The 20331-nt window shown below is 35.4% G+C and carries 13 protein-coding genes; all 13 read right to left on the bottom strand.

Going from position 1 to position 20331, the window contains the following annotated elements; genetic code table 11:
- Positions 1 to 43: 43 nt before the first annotated feature.
- Entirely contained in the window at positions 44 to 1846 is a 1803-nt protein-coding gene (locus tag B045_RS0103385; protein WP_018462867.1) for a MutS-related protein, read from the bottom strand.
- Positions 1847 to 1993: 147 nt separating this feature from the next.
- Positions 1994 to 3244: a nucleotide sugar dehydrogenase gene (locus B045_RS0103380; RefSeq protein ID WP_018462866.1), complete on the bottom strand. Its 1251-nt coding sequence runs from the start codon at positions 3242 to 3244 to the stop codon at positions 1994 to 1996.
- Positions 3245 to 3270: 26 nt separating this feature from the next.
- A complete protein-coding gene (locus B045_RS0103375) occupies positions 3271 to 4422 on the bottom strand; it encodes a glycosyltransferase family 2 protein (protein WP_238311960.1) in 1152 nt (383 codons plus the stop codon).
- Between the two features lie 180 nt (positions 4423 to 4602).
- Positions 4603 to 6255 (bottom strand): TackOD1 domain-containing metal-binding protein, encoded by a 1653-nt coding sequence (locus B045_RS0103370; RefSeq protein ID WP_018462864.1) that lies wholly within the window; start codon positions 6253 to 6255, stop codon positions 4603 to 4605.
- An 11-nt stretch (positions 6256 to 6266) separates the two neighbouring features.
- The gene (locus B045_RS0103365) at positions 6267 to 7451 is read right to left on the bottom strand and encodes an HlyD family secretion protein (protein ID WP_018462863.1); all 1185 of its coding nucleotides are present in this window, start codon (positions 7449 to 7451) and stop codon (positions 6267 to 6269) included.
- A complete protein-coding gene (locus B045_RS0103360) occupies positions 7448 to 8824 on the bottom strand; it encodes a hypothetical protein (protein WP_154650088.1) in 1377 nt (458 codons plus the stop codon). Before B045_RS0103360 ends, B045_RS0103365 begins: the two co-directional genes overlap by 4 nt.
- 84 nt (positions 8825 to 8908) lie before the next feature.
- The gene (locus tag B045_RS0103355; protein WP_018462861.1) at positions 8909 to 11278 is read right to left on the bottom strand and encodes a DUF5074 domain-containing protein; all 2370 of its coding nucleotides are present in this window, start codon (positions 11276 to 11278) and stop codon (positions 8909 to 8911) included.
- A 481-nt stretch (positions 11279 to 11759) separates the two neighbouring features.
- The gene (locus B045_RS14815) at positions 11760 to 12245 is read right to left on the bottom strand and encodes a hypothetical protein (RefSeq protein WP_018462860.1); all 486 of its coding nucleotides are present in this window, start codon (positions 12243 to 12245) and stop codon (positions 11760 to 11762) included.
- Positions 12246 to 12251: 6 nt separating this feature from the next.
- Entirely contained in the window at positions 12252 to 14291 is a 2040-nt protein-coding gene (locus B045_RS0103345; protein ID WP_018462859.1) for a TonB-dependent receptor, read from the bottom strand.
- A gap of 128 nt (positions 14292 to 14419) precedes the next feature.
- Positions 14420 to 15154: a winged helix-turn-helix domain-containing protein gene (locus B045_RS0103340; protein ID WP_025882803.1), complete on the bottom strand. Its 735-nt coding sequence runs from the start codon at positions 15152 to 15154 to the stop codon at positions 14420 to 14422.
- Positions 15155 to 15587: 433 nt separating this feature from the next.
- Positions 15588 to 17264 (bottom strand): glycoside hydrolase family 43 protein, encoded by a 1677-nt coding sequence (locus B045_RS0103335; RefSeq protein ID WP_018462857.1) that lies wholly within the window; start codon positions 17262 to 17264, stop codon positions 15588 to 15590.
- Positions 17265 to 17620: 356 nt separating this feature from the next.
- Complete coding sequence (locus tag B045_RS0103330) at positions 17621 to 19312, bottom strand: endo-1,4-beta-xylanase (protein ID WP_018462856.1); 1692 nt, start codon at positions 19310 to 19312, stop codon at positions 17621 to 17623.
- A gap of 8 nt (positions 19313 to 19320) precedes the next feature.
- Positions 19321 to 20328: a DUF5627 domain-containing protein gene (locus tag B045_RS0103325; RefSeq protein ID WP_238311959.1), complete on the bottom strand. Its 1008-nt coding sequence runs from the start codon at positions 20326 to 20328 to the stop codon at positions 19321 to 19323.
- Between the last annotated feature and the right edge of the window lie 3 nt (positions 20329 to 20331).

The following is a 20331-nucleotide window of genomic DNA, read 5'->3' as shown; positions in this document are numbered from 1 at the left end:
ATATGCTTTGCTAAGTTATCGTAACTTAACAAAGCATATTGTCTCACATCTCTTTAAGTATGTTCTGCAAAAGAAAGGTTGCATTTTGATTTTTTGCCACACCTTGGGTTATCTTATAAGAATATGTGATGTCTGTTCCCAACTCTATTTCAAAACAATAATTATGGAAACGATCCGGATATACTTCCACCATTTTAGACAATTCCAAATCATGTGTCGCAATAATCCCAGTTACATTCTTACCAGAAATGTACTCAAGGAAAAGACGAGAACCATTTAACTTGTCTAGAGAGTTTGTTCCTTTCAATATTTCGTCAAGAATGATTAACGTTGGACCACTCAGACTACTTATTAACTGGCGAAGACGTAGTAATTCGGCATTAAAATAAGAAATGCCATGAGTCAGGTCATCAGTAGTGCGCATACTTGTGAAAAGATTAAACTGTGAGATCGTCAGATTATCTGCAAAAACAGGCATTCCCATCATTGCTAATATATAGTTTATACCCAATGTACGCAAGAACGTACTCTTACCAGCCATATTTGCTCCAGTAATAATATAGTAGTTATGGTCCTTTATAAGGAAATCGTTCTTCACGGCTGTTTCATCAAGGAATGGATGATATAAATTATGTGCCTCAAATATAATCTTGTCATCATCCACAATATCAGCACTATGTGACTCCGGATGATTAAAACTGAATGTAGACATAGCCACAATAGCATCAACATCGCTTACTGTATCTATCCACATGTCCATTTTCTCAACATAAGCATTCTGCCATTTCACGAACTTTCTAATTATAAACAGATCTTGAAGAGCTACTGCATTTGAAAAGAAAAACCATAAGTTATTTCCTCTTCTCTCTATATCTGCAAGCATGCTTTGCATTTCCATGAAAGAAGGCGTTGCCTCTGTAAGCAATTCTTTAGCATTAGAAAGATGAACAGATGTATAGTCTGCATCGGACACATGTTGGATGAGTTTCACATAAGACACCAGTTGTGTATGCAATTTATCCACTATTTTATATATTTCATGTAATGCTTTATGACACAATTTAATTGCTATAAAGAAATTGACTAGAGCTAACATTACTGGTATAACATAGTTGATTACACCCGCTCCAGTTAGTATAAGCGATACTACAAAACACAGGGTGAGTATCCAAACTATCCAAGGAATAAATGACGAAGCGAAGAAACTAGATACATTAAAACTCTTAACAGACTTTACCGCCCGTAGTATTGCATCAGAATCAATATCTTTTTCTACGCCCAAAGACATGAATTTCATACGCCAAGCAACCTTATCATCGGCAGCAAGTTCAATAATAGCATCATGATATTGCGTAAGTGCTTCTACCGAAGAGTGTGGTCTTACTGTAGACATGAACTTAGCCAAACATTTGTTACCACCCGAAGTTACTGTTCTATTTATTCGATTAAAGAGGGAATCTGCGCCAAAGCAATCAAGGTCAAAAGTAAAAGGATGATGAGCATCAACATATCTTTCTCCATTATCAAAACAAGAAAAGTCACCATTAATAGCCATAATCTCATGTTTATACACTAAATCTAGAGATTCTTTAATATCTATCTTGGCATTATTCTTAACGTCAGCATATCTTATAGCAACATAAGCAAATATACTAATTAAAGACATTACTATACACATCAACCCTAAATCAGTAACCGTGAAAAGAACCAAGAATCCTATAAAGAGTAGAAAAGTCAACACTTCACCCAATATGAATCCACGACTTTTATGTTTCAACACGTTTATTTCCTTCACAAGCGCATCGTGCACATTGCTATATAATGATCGTATCTTATGTTTTTCCATAATACAAAAATACGAATAAAGTTTCGGCAATGCTACATTTTGAATATACTTTTAACATTTTAATGTATACCGATTCATATAACTTATGGTTTCTAATATTTCGCCAAAACTGTACTGGAATATGTTGTTTTGGCGAAATAAGGAGTATCAAACATTCTTCAACGTGTAGACTTTTCCACCCTTTCTCAACCATTTTTGGGGGTTCCTGAATATAGAATGCAATGTACAAACAACGACTGCATCATATCCTTCAATAGACAAAGAGTCCTCATCCGTCTCTACATCTACTCCATATTCTCCCCTAACCTTATCAGCATTTACATGAGGATCATAAATAGTGATGTGATGAGTATATCTATGCATCATCTCATAAATATCATAAGCACGTGTATTGCGAATGTCTTGACAATTAGCTTTAAAAGAAAATCCTAACAAAAGCACTCGACTCTTACCAACACTTAATCCGCGAGATTTTATATCAACGATGACACGACGCGCAAATTTCGGCGCCATTTTACTATTTAGACGACGCGCTGATTTTAGCAAAGTTGGATTATATCCAGCAGCAGAAGCCTTGTCTATCATATAATAAGGATCAACTGCTATACAATGACCACCTACAAATCCGGGATTCATCTTTACATAATTCCATTTTGTTGCCGAACCTTTGTTTGCCTCGTCAAAATCAATGCCTAACGTTTGACAAATTCCAAGCATCTCATTAGCGAATGCTATCAAAACGTCACGTTGACAATTCTCCATCATCTTGCATGTTTCAGCAACTTTTATTGAAGACGCCTTATATGTACCATTTAACAAAACAGATCTATAAAGTCGATCTACGAAAGCTGCAGCTTTAGGAGTTGAACCAGAAGTGACTTTCTTTGTATTTGCCACAGAATGCTCCTTATCGCTTGGATTAATACGTTCAGGTGAATATCCCACAAAAAAATCCTCATTGTATTTCAGTCCCGATGATTTTTCTAACCGCGGAACACACTCTTCTTCTGTCATTCCAGGCCATACTGTTGACTCATAAATAACGATGTTACCAGGTGAAAGTACCGAACCTAAATCAACAGAAGACTGATAAAGCAACGTTGGATCAGCTTTCAACTTCTTATCGGCGGGAGTTGGTACAGCAACTATATAAACATTACAATCTGCCACATCGCTCTGTGATGATGTAAGACTCAAATTTCCGGAATACAGTAAATTCTTAACTACATCAATATTAACATCAATATCACCAATTTTTGCATTGTTGAGATTTTTAACTTTATACGCATCAACGTCATATCCTATCACTTTAAATTTCTTAGCGAAAAGGCATGCAAGCGGGAAGCCAACATATCCTAAACCTATTACTGCAATTTTAATGTTGCTTTTTCTAATCATAGTAAATATTATTTATAAAAGACATATTATTTTCTTTCTAGTTTAGCATATCGTGAAGTCTTTTCTGGATTCCACGGATCATCATATGACCTAAAGAAGAAGAATTCCTGCAATTGAGCTATTGAACGGACAATCCTCAGAAAATATCCAGAATAAGGAGACATCAATGGCATAAATCTTATAAGACTAAACTCTTGCCTTGCCCGCTCTGAGGTAATCATAATCAATCCAAATCCAAAGAAATTGAAACATAGACGTATGAAATATCCCAAAAAGACGACCTCTATTATATGTTCATTGAATTTCCACATCAGGTTAATAACATAAAACACCCACACAAAGTTGAGAACACAGTCATACATAATACTTTCCATATTTGACAACCAGTTCAGAAACGACCAATTCTTATTAGGCAAAAGAATATCTATATGCTTACGTAATCTGAATCTTACCAGTGAGCGTGACCATCTAATACGCTGATGAAAAAGTTTATACCACCTTGTCGGGACATTAGTCATGCATATTGCATCATTTGCAAACACCACACGATATCCAGCCTTACGAAGTTTCTGCGTGATATCACCGTCAAGCCCAGGTCCTACATCCCAAAAACCGAATGTACGCAACGTCTTTGTTTCAAATGCCCCAAAAGCACCTGATATAATATGATATATACCAAAGAAAGATGTCACAGTTCGTCCAACCTGAATACGTTTCAGATATTCTATTGCCTGAAGCGAGGTACAAATAGTTTTTTGGGAGTTTCTTACTTTAACACAACCTCCGACTCCCTTTACTTTATCATCAAGATAAAACGGGAGCAATATATTTTCTATGGCATCAATATCTAAAGAAGAATCTGCATCCAGATGAACGATATACTTGCCCTTTGAGACGTTCGCTCCCATGTTTGCCGCACTAGCCTTTCCTCCTCTGACATCCATTCTTATATACTTATCTATGAGGTGGGCTTTTTCCAAGTCGTCACAGATATACGGTGTAAGATCATCCGATCCATCATCTATTATTATAACCTCATAATTACGGTATGTTTGTTCGGCAAGTGACTTTACAAGTTTATAGATATGCTGTCCCTCATTTTTTCCTGGTACGATTACTGATATCAAGGGATTATCTTTATATAATCTGAATCTTGCGAATTTCTTTAGCTTACGCATTTTTTTTTGATGCAGATTAATATAAAACATAACGGCATATTCAACAATGTAATATCTTGGCAACTCAATGAATATAAGAAACCAATATGTATTTACTATGCTGGATAATGACAGATGTTGAAGATATGTCACAAATGTGTCGAGAAAATCAAAGAATTCATTAAACATCAAATCTTATTTTTATACTAACCACAAATAGCTGCCAATAATAGCTGCTAAAGCTCCTACTACAATCATTATAAGCCAAGAAATATAATTAAATGACTTTTTATCTATTATCTCCACATCATGGATTTTTGGAACATCAGCCGTGACAGGAGCATCACTTATCTTTTTATTAGTTCCAAAGAAGTGTTTTATAACAGCTTCAGGAGATGAAATGTCCATAGGGTGCTCTGCTTCTTCATAAGTAGTTACATGGTCAGCCTGATTAGGGACTAACTCCAGCTGTTGCATATAAGTCTTTATATCCGTAATCTTGTCTCCAACAATCTCAAACGTATAGTGCTGCGTATGGCCAGGTTCAATAAAAGCAGCAAGCACCTTTGCGCCATCAACAACTTTATCCTTAAACTCATCAAGCTGTTTCTGCCCCTCTCCTTGATAAAGAGTGCAGTTAATATATAGAATGTGTTTTGTAGAAGTCACTTTATTTGTTGAGAAGACTCGACACGCTGTAGCCACAATGTCATCGGTTACCACAGTGGTACGCCCATTTTCATCCAAAGTCCAGATCTTAGCTAGAACAAGTCCTGCAATCTGGTCATTGTTTATCTTCCTTTCGATAAGTAATTGAAGTCTATTCCTGAATGCATAGAAACTCATATAGTTGTCAAAATATGAGTTGATTGAATATAACGGATACAGAGAATGTGCTATATTCTCTGCACCTTGAGGAGTAATCTCAAATTCATATATATCGTGAGGCACAAGTTCCTTCACATTTGTCTCTGTCTCACAATATGTACATGAAGCCTTTGTAACTGGGGAAATAAAAGTATTACTACAGTTTTCACATGAGTAAAGGCTTGCAGGTCGGTCATAGTCCACACCAATATGGCGCAATTGTTCATGACATTTAGGACAAACCAACTGTCCACCTAAATTATAAGTACTTTCTGCCGAAATATTGGCACAAGCAAAATGATGAATCATCTGTTCTATGTGCAATTCTGAGCTGCCACATTTAGGACAAGTCTCGTAATAAAGTAGATGAGAGTGTTGGCACTTAGGACAAAGATGTATTTTGTTTACGAAACGCAAAGGACGAAAAGTCCCCTTCTCATAACTGATTTGCTCAAAAGAAAAGTGCTCACGTAAATGATAATATCCTAGATTATGAAATAGTTCAAGCAAAGGATATGAATAGCCAGTCGCCGATTTCTCAACAAGTTCTGGTTTCATTATTAAGTCATTGCGTGACAACTTGTATCTGTATATTCGCAGAAATATATCACTAGAGGTCTTTATAAGCTCATCTTCTGGTATTATTCCCTTTTCCTTAATATTTCTGATTATGTCTTCTATCTTTGTGGCAACCTCTGATGTTGTTGGGTTATCAATAAAGTCATCAATTACATAATCGTGCAATCCTAATTTTCCTTTTAGCCGTTTACTGACAAAAAGCGGCAGATATGAAGTTTCATTGCATGTCACTGGATTGATACGCTTCAGTACCGCTTTCACTAAATGGCTATTAGTCATGCTGATATAAACGGCATCAAAGGCACCGTAATAAAAATATGACTTATCTGAGAAATCAACAAGATTTGTGATTATCGCTATCTTGCGACCATAAGAATTTGTATATATTCTAAATCCATCAACATTCATTATTTATTCCTTTAGTATGACAAATTTACTTTCTTACTTTCATGTTTACTCTCCCCTGCTTGTTTATAGGGTATAGAACCACCATCGCCAGTGAATATAAACTGTCTGTCACTGAACGGTTGATTTTTACTTTTCAATTTATTGACACGAACTCTAACGGGGAGATTATCATTCAATACCCAATAGGGCACAACCTGTCCCTTATCAAAATTCAAATATGCAATTACAGCATCAATATCATGCGAAAAGTTACTCAAAAGATGTTTTGGAATATCCTCGACACGCAGTCCTAGCAATTTAACATGAGCCTTAAGTATGATATCTCTATTGACAATCACTTCAACATCACTTGCCTTACTGATATAATCCACCTTGTCACTAGGTACATAAACCATTACTCCAAGATTAGCAATACCGTAATTAGAATACTGCATTGACATAACCTCCTCTGTTTTGAACAAAACAGTATTTGCCGGAACTTTTATGTCGGTAATAATACCACTATCAGGGGCGCAGGCATACAGAACCAAAGATCCGTTATATCTTTTACCTTCTGGAGAATAAGGCATACCTGCACGATCACGATCATAACCACTACCATGTATATACTGTCGTGTATTTCCTATTGATTGCTCATATATCGCAACAGTAGATATCTGCTTTCTTATCTCGGTCTTCGTTTCCTCTATCTGCGCTTTTAAATTGTTTTGTGCAGTATTGTCGGTTAGTCCATAAAAAATATCATTACTTTCACTTCTTATCTGCTTTTGTAGTTCAAACAATTTTGTTCTCAGAACTGGAATTTGTTGCTTAGCCAACTGTGCCTGCAGTTTCATATCAGCAGCTTCTTTTATAACTGCTGGGCGATGATTCACGTCATATTGTCCGATTATATTATTCAGCAACACATAAGAATAAAGAGTATCGCCAGGATTAACATGTTCACCTACTTTCTTGTGCAGTCTCAACACATAAATATCGTCCAAAGCCCTTACATGGTTTTGATCTATTTTTATGTATCCGTCATATTGAGCATACATAATTCTATTGACCACATAAATACCAAGAAGTATCAATATAAACAAAAAAAAACTCGAAAAAACAACTTGTTGTTTAGCTAGTTTCGTTTTTTGGTAACGAAGCATTTCCCGAGCGTCTTCCTGCTGTGGATCAGTATCATAATTAAAACCGTTCATAGGTCTACCTCCCTTGTTAAATATTTAATATCTGCTCCTATTGTCTTCTCTATATTTATCAATGCCATTTGTCGATTGAGCATCAAGTGACAAAGGCGTTCCGTACCTTTAAGCAATTGGTTATATTCCTGCATCCTAACGATATAATTATATCCGTTCGGATTTTTAATATAGGCTTTCTTACGAATTTCCACATACTGTTTTAACTGCCTCATATGAATAGCCTCTACACTGACCGACTGATTCAGTTTATCAATAATATCGAGTTGTTGAAGACATACTCTTCTCAGTTGTTCATTATCAGTAGTGCGTTGCAATTCTAACAATGCACTTTGGATATCAATAGAATGCTTCTTGCTTTTTGTCTGATTATAAAGAGGAATAGTAAATCTCACTCCTAAGTCTAGATTTTTGCTAAGTCTGTCTTTACTAGTCCAATAAGAAGACGCTCTAAAGAATGGTGTCAATTTTGTTGTAGAAAGATAATTTGTAAGCTGTTTGCGATTTTCAAGCATCTTTTGGCTAGCTGCTATTATCTTTGAGCCCATATTGTCTTTGACTAGATTCATCAAAGCCAATGTGTCAACAACAAGCATCGTCGGTTTAATTATAAACAGAGGCTGCTTGTCAAGAGCTTCCGCACTATATATTTGTGAAAGTTGATATTCCAGATCTATCTTTTCGTTCATCAAATCCATAGTCTGGTCGGTAGCCACCCTATCTTGTTCAAGCATGAGTTGTGATGCCTCATTTAGTATATCCAGATTTTTCAACCTATGACTCATCGTCACAGCTAAATAGTAATTATATATTTCTATTATCTTGTTTTGACAATCGTCAAAAACATTTTCATTTTGTTTTTTGAACTGTTGCAGTCTGTCAACCTCATTTCCATAAAGTATCTGTTTGGTTTTAGCTTCTTTCTGATAAAATTTACTGTTAATCAAATCCCATCCTATTTCAGCTTGAGCCTTTGCCTTATAAGATGACACGTCATCATCATCACTAATATGAAAAGAGTTGTCTAAGCGTCCATAAGCCTGCCCTGTAACTTCAAAACCATTATTCCGCAATAATGATTTAACATCTTGATTATTTTTTACTTTATAAAGTGAGTCAAGAATGTTGTTATAGTTTGAGATATCTCTTGCTGCAGCATAAGGCGACATAATAACCTTAGCATTGCTAAATAGATGCTCTAATTCTTTGAAACGTTCACTGAAATGCTTTAATACATCTTTGTTTTTTAGATTTTTATAAACCAGCATTTTTGGTCTGTATCCATTAAGGTTGTCCATCTGACCATAGATAGCCATCTGAAACAGACATAATAATAGCATGGCTGTAAACAATTTCTTTACAGTATTATTCATTTACTCAATTCAATTTTAGGACAAGTCAACTAGGGAACATCTTATATGAATATTCCCGAGTTGGCTATTTATAATAAAAGAATGTTATTCTACTAACTTGAAGACTTGCAGACAATCACGTCCGTAAGCCACATAGATATAACCGTCAGCTAAAGTTACATAGTTGGCCGATTTAACCATCTTTCGCTGAGCAATGACTTTATGGGTTGTTTTGTCAAGGATAATAAGTCCATAAGAACCATAAGCAAGATAAATGTATTTGCTGTCAAAGGCGGCACCGTTACAATAAGCCTTATAAACGCCCTTAGAAGTGGTTATATTATCTGGCTGATAACTCCATGTGAATGTTCCATTCTCAAATACTTTTAATCCATCACGACCTGTACATAAATAAAGTTTACTGCCATCAATAAGAACAACATTCTTACCATTATTTGGTTGAATATCTGCAGCATTAGTTATCTCGGTCAAAGGATTTACTAATTTATAGTCAGAAGTTGCATAAGTCTGAACATTAGCTTTTATGGCTTCATCGGAATTCTGTGCCTGAGTTGCAAGATAAGCAGTTACCATTGTGTTACCATTGATATCAATGAATTTAGCCTTACCAGGAAGTTTGGTCACACTTTCAGGAACAAGTGTGGCTGCATCATATACACGATAACCAGAAGTTGTCATCACCTCAATATGGCTTCCGTTTACAGCAACGCTATTACCATCACCGTCAACAGTTGTATCCTTGTCAATTGTTGCATATTTCTTATATCCCTTGAGGCAAACCATATTAAGAGGCTTCTCTGTTCCTTTTTCTGTAACAGAATCCGTTGTATTCATTAATCCGTCACTTGTCAAATCAATATAGGCTATAATACCACCCTTTTTCTTTGAGTTGCCGACAGCGTAAACACGTCCATATTTTCCAACATTGGGATTAATCGCTAACGAGTTGTAATCAAGTTCATTATTATGATCACGAATAAATTGTAACAACTGTGTCTTGTCGTTGGCAGTCTTCAATACTTCAAGACATCCACTTTGACCAGTTCCTCGCTGATGATAAGAAACATAAACATTACCATTATATGTTTTAACGCATGTAGCTGAAATATCATGAGTATGCTCATTATTTACCTCTGCAATAACATCTATTGTAGGCGCGGTTGGATCAGTCGTAGGTATTGACGGATCTGGATTATAAGCAGGATTGCAGTCTGTCTTTGCTATCTTTATGTTCCCTGGGATTTTAGATTCATCTTGAATATTAACAACATTGCCTCCAGTAAAGGAGAATTCGTTAAATGCCATCGCAATCTCGTCATTATTGTTAACAAGACGAGCAAAAGAAGCACAGTCTACTGCTATTGTAGAGCCACTACCAGGAGTCTGGAATAAGTACACGCGTTGAACATCACCGCCTGCATTCCAGATCATCTTTGCAGCCTTAACGACAGCTATAGCTTTGTCGCCTACAAGAACGAATTTAGCATCATTGCCATTATTAAGATTCGTATATGTACCAGCACAGTTAATATAGGCACCATTTTCTAACTGTATTGTAGAAGCAGCACATTGATAAAGACTTGCACACTCTACATAATTTGCATAAAGCACAACATTGTTGCTATTAAGTCTTAATTCGCCAGAGGTCTTAATAGAGCAATCGCTAACAAATTTACAACTGTTTTGTAATGTAATGGCTGGAGCTGTAAACGAGCCTCCAACGTGGATATTACCATCTAGTTGTGATGCGTCATCAGCAACTGTAACGTTTCCAACAACGTTTACACGTTCATCTTGATTTGTTTCCCATCCTTTAGTATTTAGGTAACCACCAACATATACCTTACCTTCACATTTGAATGTTTGTGTAGGGATATCTAAATTGCCAGCATTATAGAGAGTTTCAGTACCACCAATGTAGAATTTACTGGCAGTAGTTGTCAGTGTGCCATAATTATAGATCGTGGCACCTTGATTATTCAACAAGGTTCCTTCACCATGGTTTAGATTTAAGGAACCACCTTTCAAAATATAGATTGTACCTGAGCCCCAAACATTAGTAAGTGTCATATCTCCGGAAATATAATAAGTTTTATTTCCAAGCCCAAGTTGACCACTATATGTTTTGCCAGAAGCTAGATAAACAGAATTACTTTCTGTATTAACCGTTCCCCAATTGATTACCTTTGTTAAGTCAGCTGCATCATTTGGAACTGACGGCGCTGAAGGTATGTTAGTAATTAAACCAAGAGATAGTGTTGTGTAATCCACAGCACGAGTTCCAGGTGACTTAAAATTAAGCACCAAATCAGATAATGAAGAACCAGACGAAGCATCCACCGACAATCCTGTTACTGATGGATTAACTACTCCTTCATCTACCGAGTCATTATTAGAACATGAGGCGAAGCCCAATACGGCCACACCTACTAAAAAAAATTTAAAGCTCTGCATTTGTAAAATTATTAGTCTAAGAAATCTATCGTTATTATATACTCTAAAATTTAGTCGTGCTACAATGTTAAGAAAAAAATAGATAAGGTATACCAATCAACATTACATATTAACACTTATAAGCCTTATTTTTGCACTAATTAACATTATATTGTGCAAAAGATGAATTAAAACAACGGTTGCGTTTGCTTGATAATAATAAAGAATAATAGTAATACTATCATATACATGTCTATTATATTTGCTTTTTTACATCAAGCACAAACACCTTATAATATAAATATCATAATATTGAAGACCTTGATTTTATGCATTAATAAAAATAGCAAACATCTCTATTTGCAAACTTTAGCATAGAAATAAAATGTCAACAGAATTATGATATAATAAATCACGTGATAATGAAAAAGAAAATCAAAATTTCAATAAAGGTGTAATTTGATATTTGTTCATGAATCATTTAAACGAAGTTAAAACAGTTTCAAAATATTTTCTTACAATACTTAAATGGTTTCCATTCATTGAGATTGCGAATTATGCGTATTACGGCATGTTTGTAATCTTGTGGATAGAAAAATGTAAGAACATAACAACGATGCCTATAAACAATATTATGTGAATGATAGCAATAACCTGTATAACTATTTAAGTTTCCTGATGATATAGACTCTTTGTAAACATTTGACGACGATCTTACATATATAATTTTAAATTCTAAGACCATATTTATATCATTGGCATGATATCCAAATCTTACGCAGCAAGTTCCGTCATCACAGCTTTCTTGGCTGAAAAAAGATGGATATTGGAAACCCCATCCCATATCTGGATTGATATACGTCTTAAATTCGGCATAATTCATTTCTTCCCGAAATATATCCTTGAAGTTTCTTTGGTCTTTTCTCGGTGTGTTTATAACAAAACAAGCGATGATAAATATTATAAGAGCAAGAAGTATCTTTTTCATCTTCTGCTATAATATACCTGTTTGAGTATCTTTGTTTTTCATTTTTCTTTGTATGTCTTGGAATCTTTTACCTTTACTTAGTTTCCATGCAAAGTTTATGGTAACCATATTTCCGTTATCACGACTATGCATTATCATAGACTTATTAATGTATTGATTCACAAGTTCTGCATGGTTTATCTTTGGATTATTTTGAAATGGGTGCTGCAAGTCTATTGACAAATCACAATTTCCAATATGATACGAACATGTAATATCTGTTGTACTAGCATCTTTGTTCCATGTTTCACCTTCCATGAATTTCCAACCATTATCCGCATTTGCAGTAATAGTGAATGCTCCCAAATAAACCTGCAAACTTCCTCCAATATTATATGAAGTGAGCAGATGTGTATAGTTCTCTCCATAGTTAAAAAAACGATACACCCCTGCATATGCAGAAAGTGACATTACGTTCTGAATTATATCATATTTTGTTGAATTCTGTAAAATAAGCATATTGATAGCGTGTTGATTTTTTTGTGTATATAGAAATTGGTCATCTTCTGTTCTGGTATAGTATGCTAAATTTGGATTAGAGTTCAATCTATATTGAATGTCTGTAATGCTATTTAATCCTCCTCTGCTATATGACAGCCTTAATGTATTGGTAGTAACTCTATTAGGTTGAAGATCTGAATTTCCAACAATCCATTCTCGACTATTCTTTTTTATTTTGGTATCACTGATCATTGCAATTTTAGATATATGCTCATAAATCTCAAAGCTATAAGTCATAGCTAAGTTTTTGTTTAGCGAATAACTTATTGTTGCTTTTGGACGCCACAACCAATAGTTATAGCTGCTTTCCCCCTGACTGTATCTTTGATTTGAAATACCAAATCCAGCGACATACCCTAATTTATTCTGATGTCCTTTCAATTCTCCGAAAATATATGTTCCATAATTGTGCATTCTGTTTGTATCCTCAACACTTCCACTATATTGATTTTTTGTATATTTAATATTGTTGCGTATACCCGCAGATATCGTGACTGGTTTTAATACGTTTTCATATATAGCCTCTGACATCAGTGACCAAGTACTCCCGTTAGTAGTATATTCATAAGGTTTCCCCTCGTCATTGTAGTCATAATCACGTGTCGAAATAGCAGTACCGACAAAATTTGCAGTAATGTTTTGATGATTACCAAGTTTATGGAAAAAATATATATCTGCGACTGGTGACTTTAAGTTTTCTTTGTTTCTTGTCTCAGATATGTATTCGTTGCCATTATCGGTTATAAGTCTTTTATTATAGTCTCCTGGCGTATGGTTAAAATTCGCAGACAATGAAGTTTGAAATACATACGAAGCAGAATCAGCGAGGTTATATTTTAGTTCGAAAGTATTCCCTATATTACATGAACGGGAGTCTATATCATCACGTGAAATGATGTAGTTTGAACCATCATCAAGCTTATATTGGGCTTTTTCATCATATATGTTCCCACCGAAATCATTATAGGATAAAGTATACGTCACCCCTAGTTCTGAATTTTTATGGTTTATCTTTGCATAACCGCTATAATTACCGTTTTTTGCAGTCAATGTTTGCGTCATATCCGTACCAACAGTGTAGCCAAAGTTGTCACGCTGGGTTATAATGTTGATGACGTATGCAATTCCTTCTCCATATCTAACTCCTGGCTTATCAATAAAATCAATGCGTTTTATACTCTCAGAATTAACAGCTAGCATGTCTTCTTTAGTTGCAATCACATTGTTTATCCGTATTTGCACATCACCCTGATTGCCTAAGGCTGTTATTGAATGTTTGGTCTCATCAATTCTTATATACGGAAGTCCTAGTTTTCCAAGCATACTATATCCATTAGTCGCAGCTTTTCGTTGCGAGTCTGTTGGTATCAAAATCATTCCGTCAGCTTTATTCACTATTCTGGAAGCATTAACGGTTACTTGATTTAGATTGACTTCTTTTGTATTTTGTGCATTCAGAACATTTAATGTGAATGCAAACATAATCAAAATATAAGTTTTTTTCATCTTTACGTTTTAATTTTACGCAAAGATATCGAAATGCTAAAAAAAACATTTGAAAACAATCTGACATCTATCTGACATTTTGTTTCCTTTAAATATCAGAATGAGCTAAATGCTTGAATTACTGGCAATTAATCGTTGACACTAAGTTTGTAGTCTTTGCCCCTTTCAGATATTATTTTAAGGTTTCCTCTTGTCTGTATTATTGGCTTTATGCGCCTCACCAGCGTATATAAAGTCTCGCTAGCATCTGGTTTCTTTGGCCATAATTCATCACAAATCTGTTGTTTAGAGAGTTTATGATTTGCTGATGAGAAAAACATCATCATAAGTTTTTCTTGCATTGGAGTCATAACAACAGGTGACTTGCTCAGATCATAAAATGAATGTTCGTCTTGTGCATACATCATATTACCCAACACAATCACATTTTTATATTGCCGCCTGAAATGCAGAACAGATAATACTCCCCAAAATATTCCTATTATTAATATTGAAACCGGCAGCCTTTGGTCGGATAATCCAAGAATGTCGGCAGCTGAACAATTGGCGTAACTTTGAAATTCAACAGAATACTGAGGTGAATGCCATTTTATTTTTTTACTGCAAATAACATTATCCTTGCTATTATAAGCATAATATAGGAAAGAGTGACTTCGAAGTGCATCTATCTTCAAATGTTGGCGATAATTTATTATTGTGTCGGGTGTTATAAATCCATTTTCTTTTGCAGAAATGGTTTGACTCAATGCCTGATTCATATCTTTAATTATTGCATACTTGGTTACGTTATAACTATGCATACTAGACAACGTCCCACAAACCACAAATATCATAAATATGATAACTGAATGGAATGGTTTCATTTTTATGTTTGTTTCACTCATCATTGATATAGACTTTACTGTAGACTAGCATAATGAAAAAATAACTATTGTCTACAACGTTGTTGCAAAGTTATAATAAAATATTGATTATTTAGGCAAATATAGTAAGATTTGTAATCAGTTCCATTATTTATCATTACATCGCATTGAATATTAATGTTAACGAAACTTTTTATTAATAATTATAAGATTTCGGCATCATCAATGGTTCTTCGTCAATTTAGGGGTGATATCCTCAATAAACCTATTCCGGCTAAAGACACTATATATAAAGGGTTTGTGACATTATGACATTAGTGACATTAAAAAACTTTTTCTGGTTGAGCATAAAAAAACTGATTCTCCGATCTCACGACCAAAGAATCAGGAATGCTAAAAACTAACTTAACATTAAAACCTATCAAATAACTAATTACTTATTACTTAATGTAGCATACAAACCAATACATGCACCAATAAAACCTCCACTCTGATGAGTACTCAAGTTGACTGCGTCAACTCCACTCGCCAATAGTTTCCATGCACCATTACCTGCCGCATAGTAAAAACTATAGTAACGACCATCACCTTCAACTTTAAGACGTAATGGTTGTTGTGATTCATTATTATCAAGAGTTGCCGAAGCAACAGTGACATTTGTTCTTTCCGCTCTTTTCAATGTAACAGCAGCCTTTCCATCACGCATAGTCTTTCCAAATACAAAATTGTATTCTTCATTCTGCAATAATACCAATCCAGCAAGTTGATGTTCGTCTGAAGGATTAAAAGTAACTTCTGTCTCGGCTGTGAACGTATTATGCTGTTGACGTACAAAGATAGCAGAAGGAGATTCTGGTTGACTTATGTTCACTGCTTTTGCATTGATTTCCAATCCACCATCTGCAAACTTATAGAAATCTGAAGGATTTCTCAGGAATATCCAACGACTGTTCAATTTGCCATTTTTGAAGTTATCAGTATATGTAAAATTACCTGTCATTTGATTGACATCAGCTACATTATATTTCTTCTGCCATTCTGTTTTTGGCAATACAGTAGGCATAGCTTTGCCTTTCTCTAAAATCTCAGGCCATCCGTTCTTCCATGTAACAGGCAACAGATATGTGTCACGTCCTGTGTTGTAGAAATCATCTTGGTATGGGCGACAACCTAGGAAGACAGCCCACCAGTCTCCACTCTTACTCTGCACAATGTCAGCATGTCCAGTACTTGTAACAATGTCAGGACGTTTAGGATCAAGCCCTGTACGCTGAGTAAGGATTGGATTGTTTGGACATTCAATCCATGGTCCCATAGGATTATTCGCACGGAATATAACCTCACTATGCCAATCACAGGTACCACCCTCTGCACACATCAGATAATAATACTTACCAACACGGAAAAGATGAGGACCTTCTATCCATATAGGATTTTTCTGAACATGAGTTCCTCCACGCACAATCTGAGTATGATTACCAACAATACTATCACCATTGGTGTCAAACTTGAAGATGCGAATAGCACGCTGACCTTCATAATCAGCACCACCATCAACAGGAGCGTTGTGTACAATATATCCCTGACCATTTTTATCGAAGAAGAAAGATGGATCTATTCCATTTATCTTTGGCAAATAGATAGGCTCACTCCAACCTTTTGAAGGATCTTTTGTCTTTACAAAAAAGTTACCAGCACCAACATTGGTTGTTATCATATAAAATGTCTTATTCTTCTGATTATATGATATTGCAGGTGCGAATACGCCACCACTTATACGCTGATGTGTAAGTGGGAGTTGCGACTTACGATCTAGTACATGTCCTAACTGTTTCCAATTTACCAAGTCCTTACTTGTTGACAAAGGCACACCTGGATAAAATGAGAATGAAGAATTTACAAGATAATATGTATCACCGACCCTGCATATAGATGGATCAGGATAGAATCCAGCTAGAATTGGATTATAGAATTGCTTACTGTTATCAATACTCTTATTGAATCGAGTATCGTTACCTTTATAACTGAAACTCTTAAATGTGGCAGTTTGAGCATTAGAAGACAGACTCAACGTTGCCAGCATTGCAGCTAATATTGTTTTTACTATCATAATTATTTAAACAGATAATTTATTAAATCATGTCTGCAAAGTTATTGTTTTTACTATATAATAGTATGAATTAATGTATCATAGACTTTTCTGAATGTATCAAATTTACTAAAAGCATCATATCATAACAGCTTGACCTTAGACAAATAAATATATATTAATACATTGTTGTTAATATTATAGAGTAATTATTTAAAAGCACATCACAAAATAGATTCTCTATCATTATTACTGTATTCAAAACTCACTTAGAATGACCTAATAATTATAATTAAGAATAAGATGTCAATCGGTATAAATAAAAATGACGTCCGACAAATATCGGACGTCATTTATTATTATTAAGCCTTAAAATATTATTTTCCAGCCAATCCATCTGCAAAACCTGCGTAAGCTGGTTTGCGTACATAGTTTTTATCCCAAAGGCCTATTGGTTCATTAGGACGCCATCCGCTATTTGCAGGGCTATCAGTCTGAGACCATAACGTAATACCATAGCGCTGGGCAACAGGGATATTATCAAAGTATGCCTTGATAATGAAGTTGTAATAAGCCTTCTGTGCATTCTGTGCTTCCTCAGTATTCACACTATCAGTAGTTAGTGTTTTACCAGCTGCGTCAGCCAATCCCATATCAAGTTCTGAGATTTTGATGAGTTTACCAGTTGCAGCAAGCAACTTGAACTGATTAACGACAGCATCTTCATTCTGCTTCTGAGTAGTAGGATTCAGAGAACAGGTAACATGCATCTGAGTTCCGATACCATCAATCTTTGTAACACCATCGCTCTCCCAGTACTTAATCATATCAATTAATCCCTGACATTTAGCATTTTTGTTATATGCAGCCTCTAGATTATAATCATTGATAAATAATTTTAGATCAGAAGGTCCATACTTACGTGCAAGAGCAACAACTGTACGTGCGTAATCTTTACCAAGATAATCCTGCCAGAAGAAGTTTGTCTTTGTACTGCCATCACGCCCATTAGTACCTGTCTTAAGTTCTGTAGGAACATTATCGCTCATAGGTTCGTTTACAGCATCGAAAGCCTTAACTTTACCGTCACAAGCTGTCATCATACCACCTACCCACTTATCAAGCACCTTGTTAAGTGAATCCTTTGCAGCCTCTTCACCTCCAGAGTTAGCAGATTCTTCCTTATCACGAATGATTGACAATTGTTTAAGCCATGAAGGGAAGGTCCAATTACTAACATTATCGTCCTCAAAATCGGAATTTAATATAAGATTTTTATCTGTTCCTTTCTCTACAAGTGATATGTCATCTATGCAAAAATCACCTTTTAAGAAACCAAATTCGAAATTCAATTTTTCTATTGGCTGTGATGCTTTGAACTCCAAAGAAACTTGGTTCCAAGTTTTAGTCAATTGGAAACCAGCAAGATATTGAGTTCCCTTTTCGCAACTAGGCCAGAAATAGAGCTGAACAGGATCCTTAGAAGTCCATGCTTCTGCATTAATCCTTCCCTTAAACGTAATAACATAAGTCTTGTCAACAGTCAGTGGACTAGAAAGTGGATATGTTATTGATGCATCCCAAGCATTCGAACCAGAACTTGTAGAAGTTACATGCAAGAAATAGTTAGGTGGAGCAAGCAAAGTTTTCAGATAAGTCATATTTTGCTGAGAATGCCAACAAAGTGTGTGACCATAAACGGTAAGTCCAGCTTCAGCCGACTTATTTACAAGATCTTTTACTGTTGAGAAGTCCATTGTTCCGTCATCTTTAACGACAGAAGCGAACTTCATTTCATTACCAGGAGTGAACTCGTCAAAGTTTTCATTAGTAACAGTCCATGCCATTTTATGGCCAAGATAGTCGGCTGCACTGACACCTGTACCCAACTTAAAGTTAGGATTTGCGTTACGGTCAACGTATGTCTTCAGCTTATTATAGCCATTTAGATAGTCATACTGACCTGTTATTCCAGGCTCATTAGGAGCCTGGCTAAACATATCATTGTCAGCACAACCACATAACAGCACTGCAGCAGCTGCAAATGAAATTATCTTGTTGTATTTCATAATTAAGATTATTTGAAATTAAATGTTTCATACTTACTCTGGCGATCACGCATTATCAAAGACTCCTTTGTTGAGATCTTTTTATAGCGTGCTTCAGTACCATAGTTGTATTTAAATGTAGCATCATAAGTAAGATCAATAAGGTCACGGTCTGTATTATTCCATGCCTTTATTGCACCATGATATGTCCACTTACCAGTACCAGTAACTACAAAATCGGCATCATTAGAACTCAAAGTACAGTTGCCTGCATCATCAAACGTTAGAACCAAGTTACGTGTCATCTCAACCTCAACATCTTTTCCATTACTATCCTGTTGAGTCACTGTGGTTGTTATAGGATATGTACATTGCTTTAAAGATGTTGTAGCAAGATAGCGCAAATCATATTTCTCAACGTATTGAGGTTCACGAGTCACGGTTGTCTTTACACCATTATAATCTATATTGTCAGTACCATGACTCAACCAGCAACCTGTGTATGGATTCTTATATTTTACTGCGTAAAGAGTATAATTTCTTGTTGCAAGAATTGAATCGCTACCTGCACTCACAATTTTCAAAGGCAAAACATAATTTAATGCTGTTGACTTAGAATCATTAAAGAAAGCATCTGTAAGATGCACCTTTATACATCCCATGATTTGCCCCTTGCTTATTGTAAGTTCATTAGAGCTCAACTGATAATAATCTTTTGGCAAAGCCAATATAGAATGACCGTCATCAAAAGACTTTCCTGCACAAAGAGATTCATCTACAGCTAGTGTAACCTTACGGTCTACCTTATTCTTCTCAACACCACCAAGAGTAACATAAACTTCGAAATCATGAGCATTATCAAGATCAGTAGGATATACGTCCTCACCCAAAGTTATTGTACGCACAGGGCTTTGCTTAGCAAAATAAACTGTCTGGTAATCAAAGTCACCAAATTCCTTGTCGCCATTCTCGCATGATGAAGTCATGAAAGCTGCAGAAACGGCAAGAATAGACAGGAATATATGTTTAATTTTCATATT

Source organism: Segatella paludivivens DSM 17968 = JCM 13650 (genome assembly GCF_000373185.1).
Lineage (GTDB): Bacteria > Bacteroidota > Bacteroidia > Bacteroidales > Bacteroidaceae > Prevotella > Prevotella paludivivens.
This window is presented reverse-complemented; position numbering and strand designations above follow the sequence as displayed.

Bases quoted from the DNA above. Each gene is read 5' to 3' on its own strand.
- B045_RS0103385 (WP_018462867.1), bottom strand. From the start codon at position 1,846: ATGGAAAAACATAAGATACGATCATTATATAGCAATGTGCACGATGCG.
- B045_RS0103380 (WP_018462866.1), bottom strand. From the start codon at position 3,244: ATGATTAGAAAAAGCAACATTAAAATTGCAGTAATAGGTTTAGGATAT.
- B045_RS0103375 (WP_238311960.1), bottom strand. From the start codon at position 4,422: ATGCGTAAGCTAAAGAAATTCGCAAGATTCAGATTATATAAAGATAAT.
- B045_RS0103370 (WP_018462864.1), bottom strand. From the start codon at position 6,255: ATGAATGTTGATGGATTTAGAATATATACAAATTCTTATGGTCGCAAG.
- B045_RS0103365 (WP_018462863.1), bottom strand. From the start codon at position 7,451: ATGAACGGTTTTAATTATGATACTGATCCACAGCAGGAAGACGCTCGG.
- B045_RS0103360 (WP_154650088.1), bottom strand. From the start codon at position 8,824: ATGAATAATACTGTAAAGAAATTGTTTACAGCCATGCTATTATTATGT.
- B045_RS0103355 (WP_018462861.1), bottom strand. From the start codon at position 11,278: ATGCAGAGCTTTAAATTTTTTTTAGTAGGTGTGGCCGTATTGGGCTTC.
- B045_RS14815 (WP_018462860.1), bottom strand. From the start codon at position 12,245: ATGAAAAAGATACTTCTTGCTCTTATAATATTTATCATCGCTTGTTTT.
- B045_RS0103345 (WP_018462859.1), bottom strand. From the start codon at position 14,291: ATGAAAAAAACTTATATTTTGATTATGTTTGCATTCACATTAAATGTT.
- B045_RS0103340 (WP_025882803.1), bottom strand. From the start codon at position 15,154: ATGAAACCATTCCATTCAGTTATCATATTTATGATATTTGTGGTTTGT.
- B045_RS0103335 (WP_018462857.1), bottom strand. From the start codon at position 17,264: ATGATAGTAAAAACAATATTAGCTGCAATGCTGGCAACGTTGAGTCTG.
- B045_RS0103330 (WP_018462856.1), bottom strand. From the start codon at position 19,312: ATGAAATACAACAAGATAATTTCATTTGCAGCTGCTGCAGTGCTGTTA.
- B045_RS0103325 (WP_238311959.1), bottom strand. From the start codon at position 20,328: ATGAAAATTAAACATATATTCCTGTCTATTCTTGCCGTTTCTGCAGCT.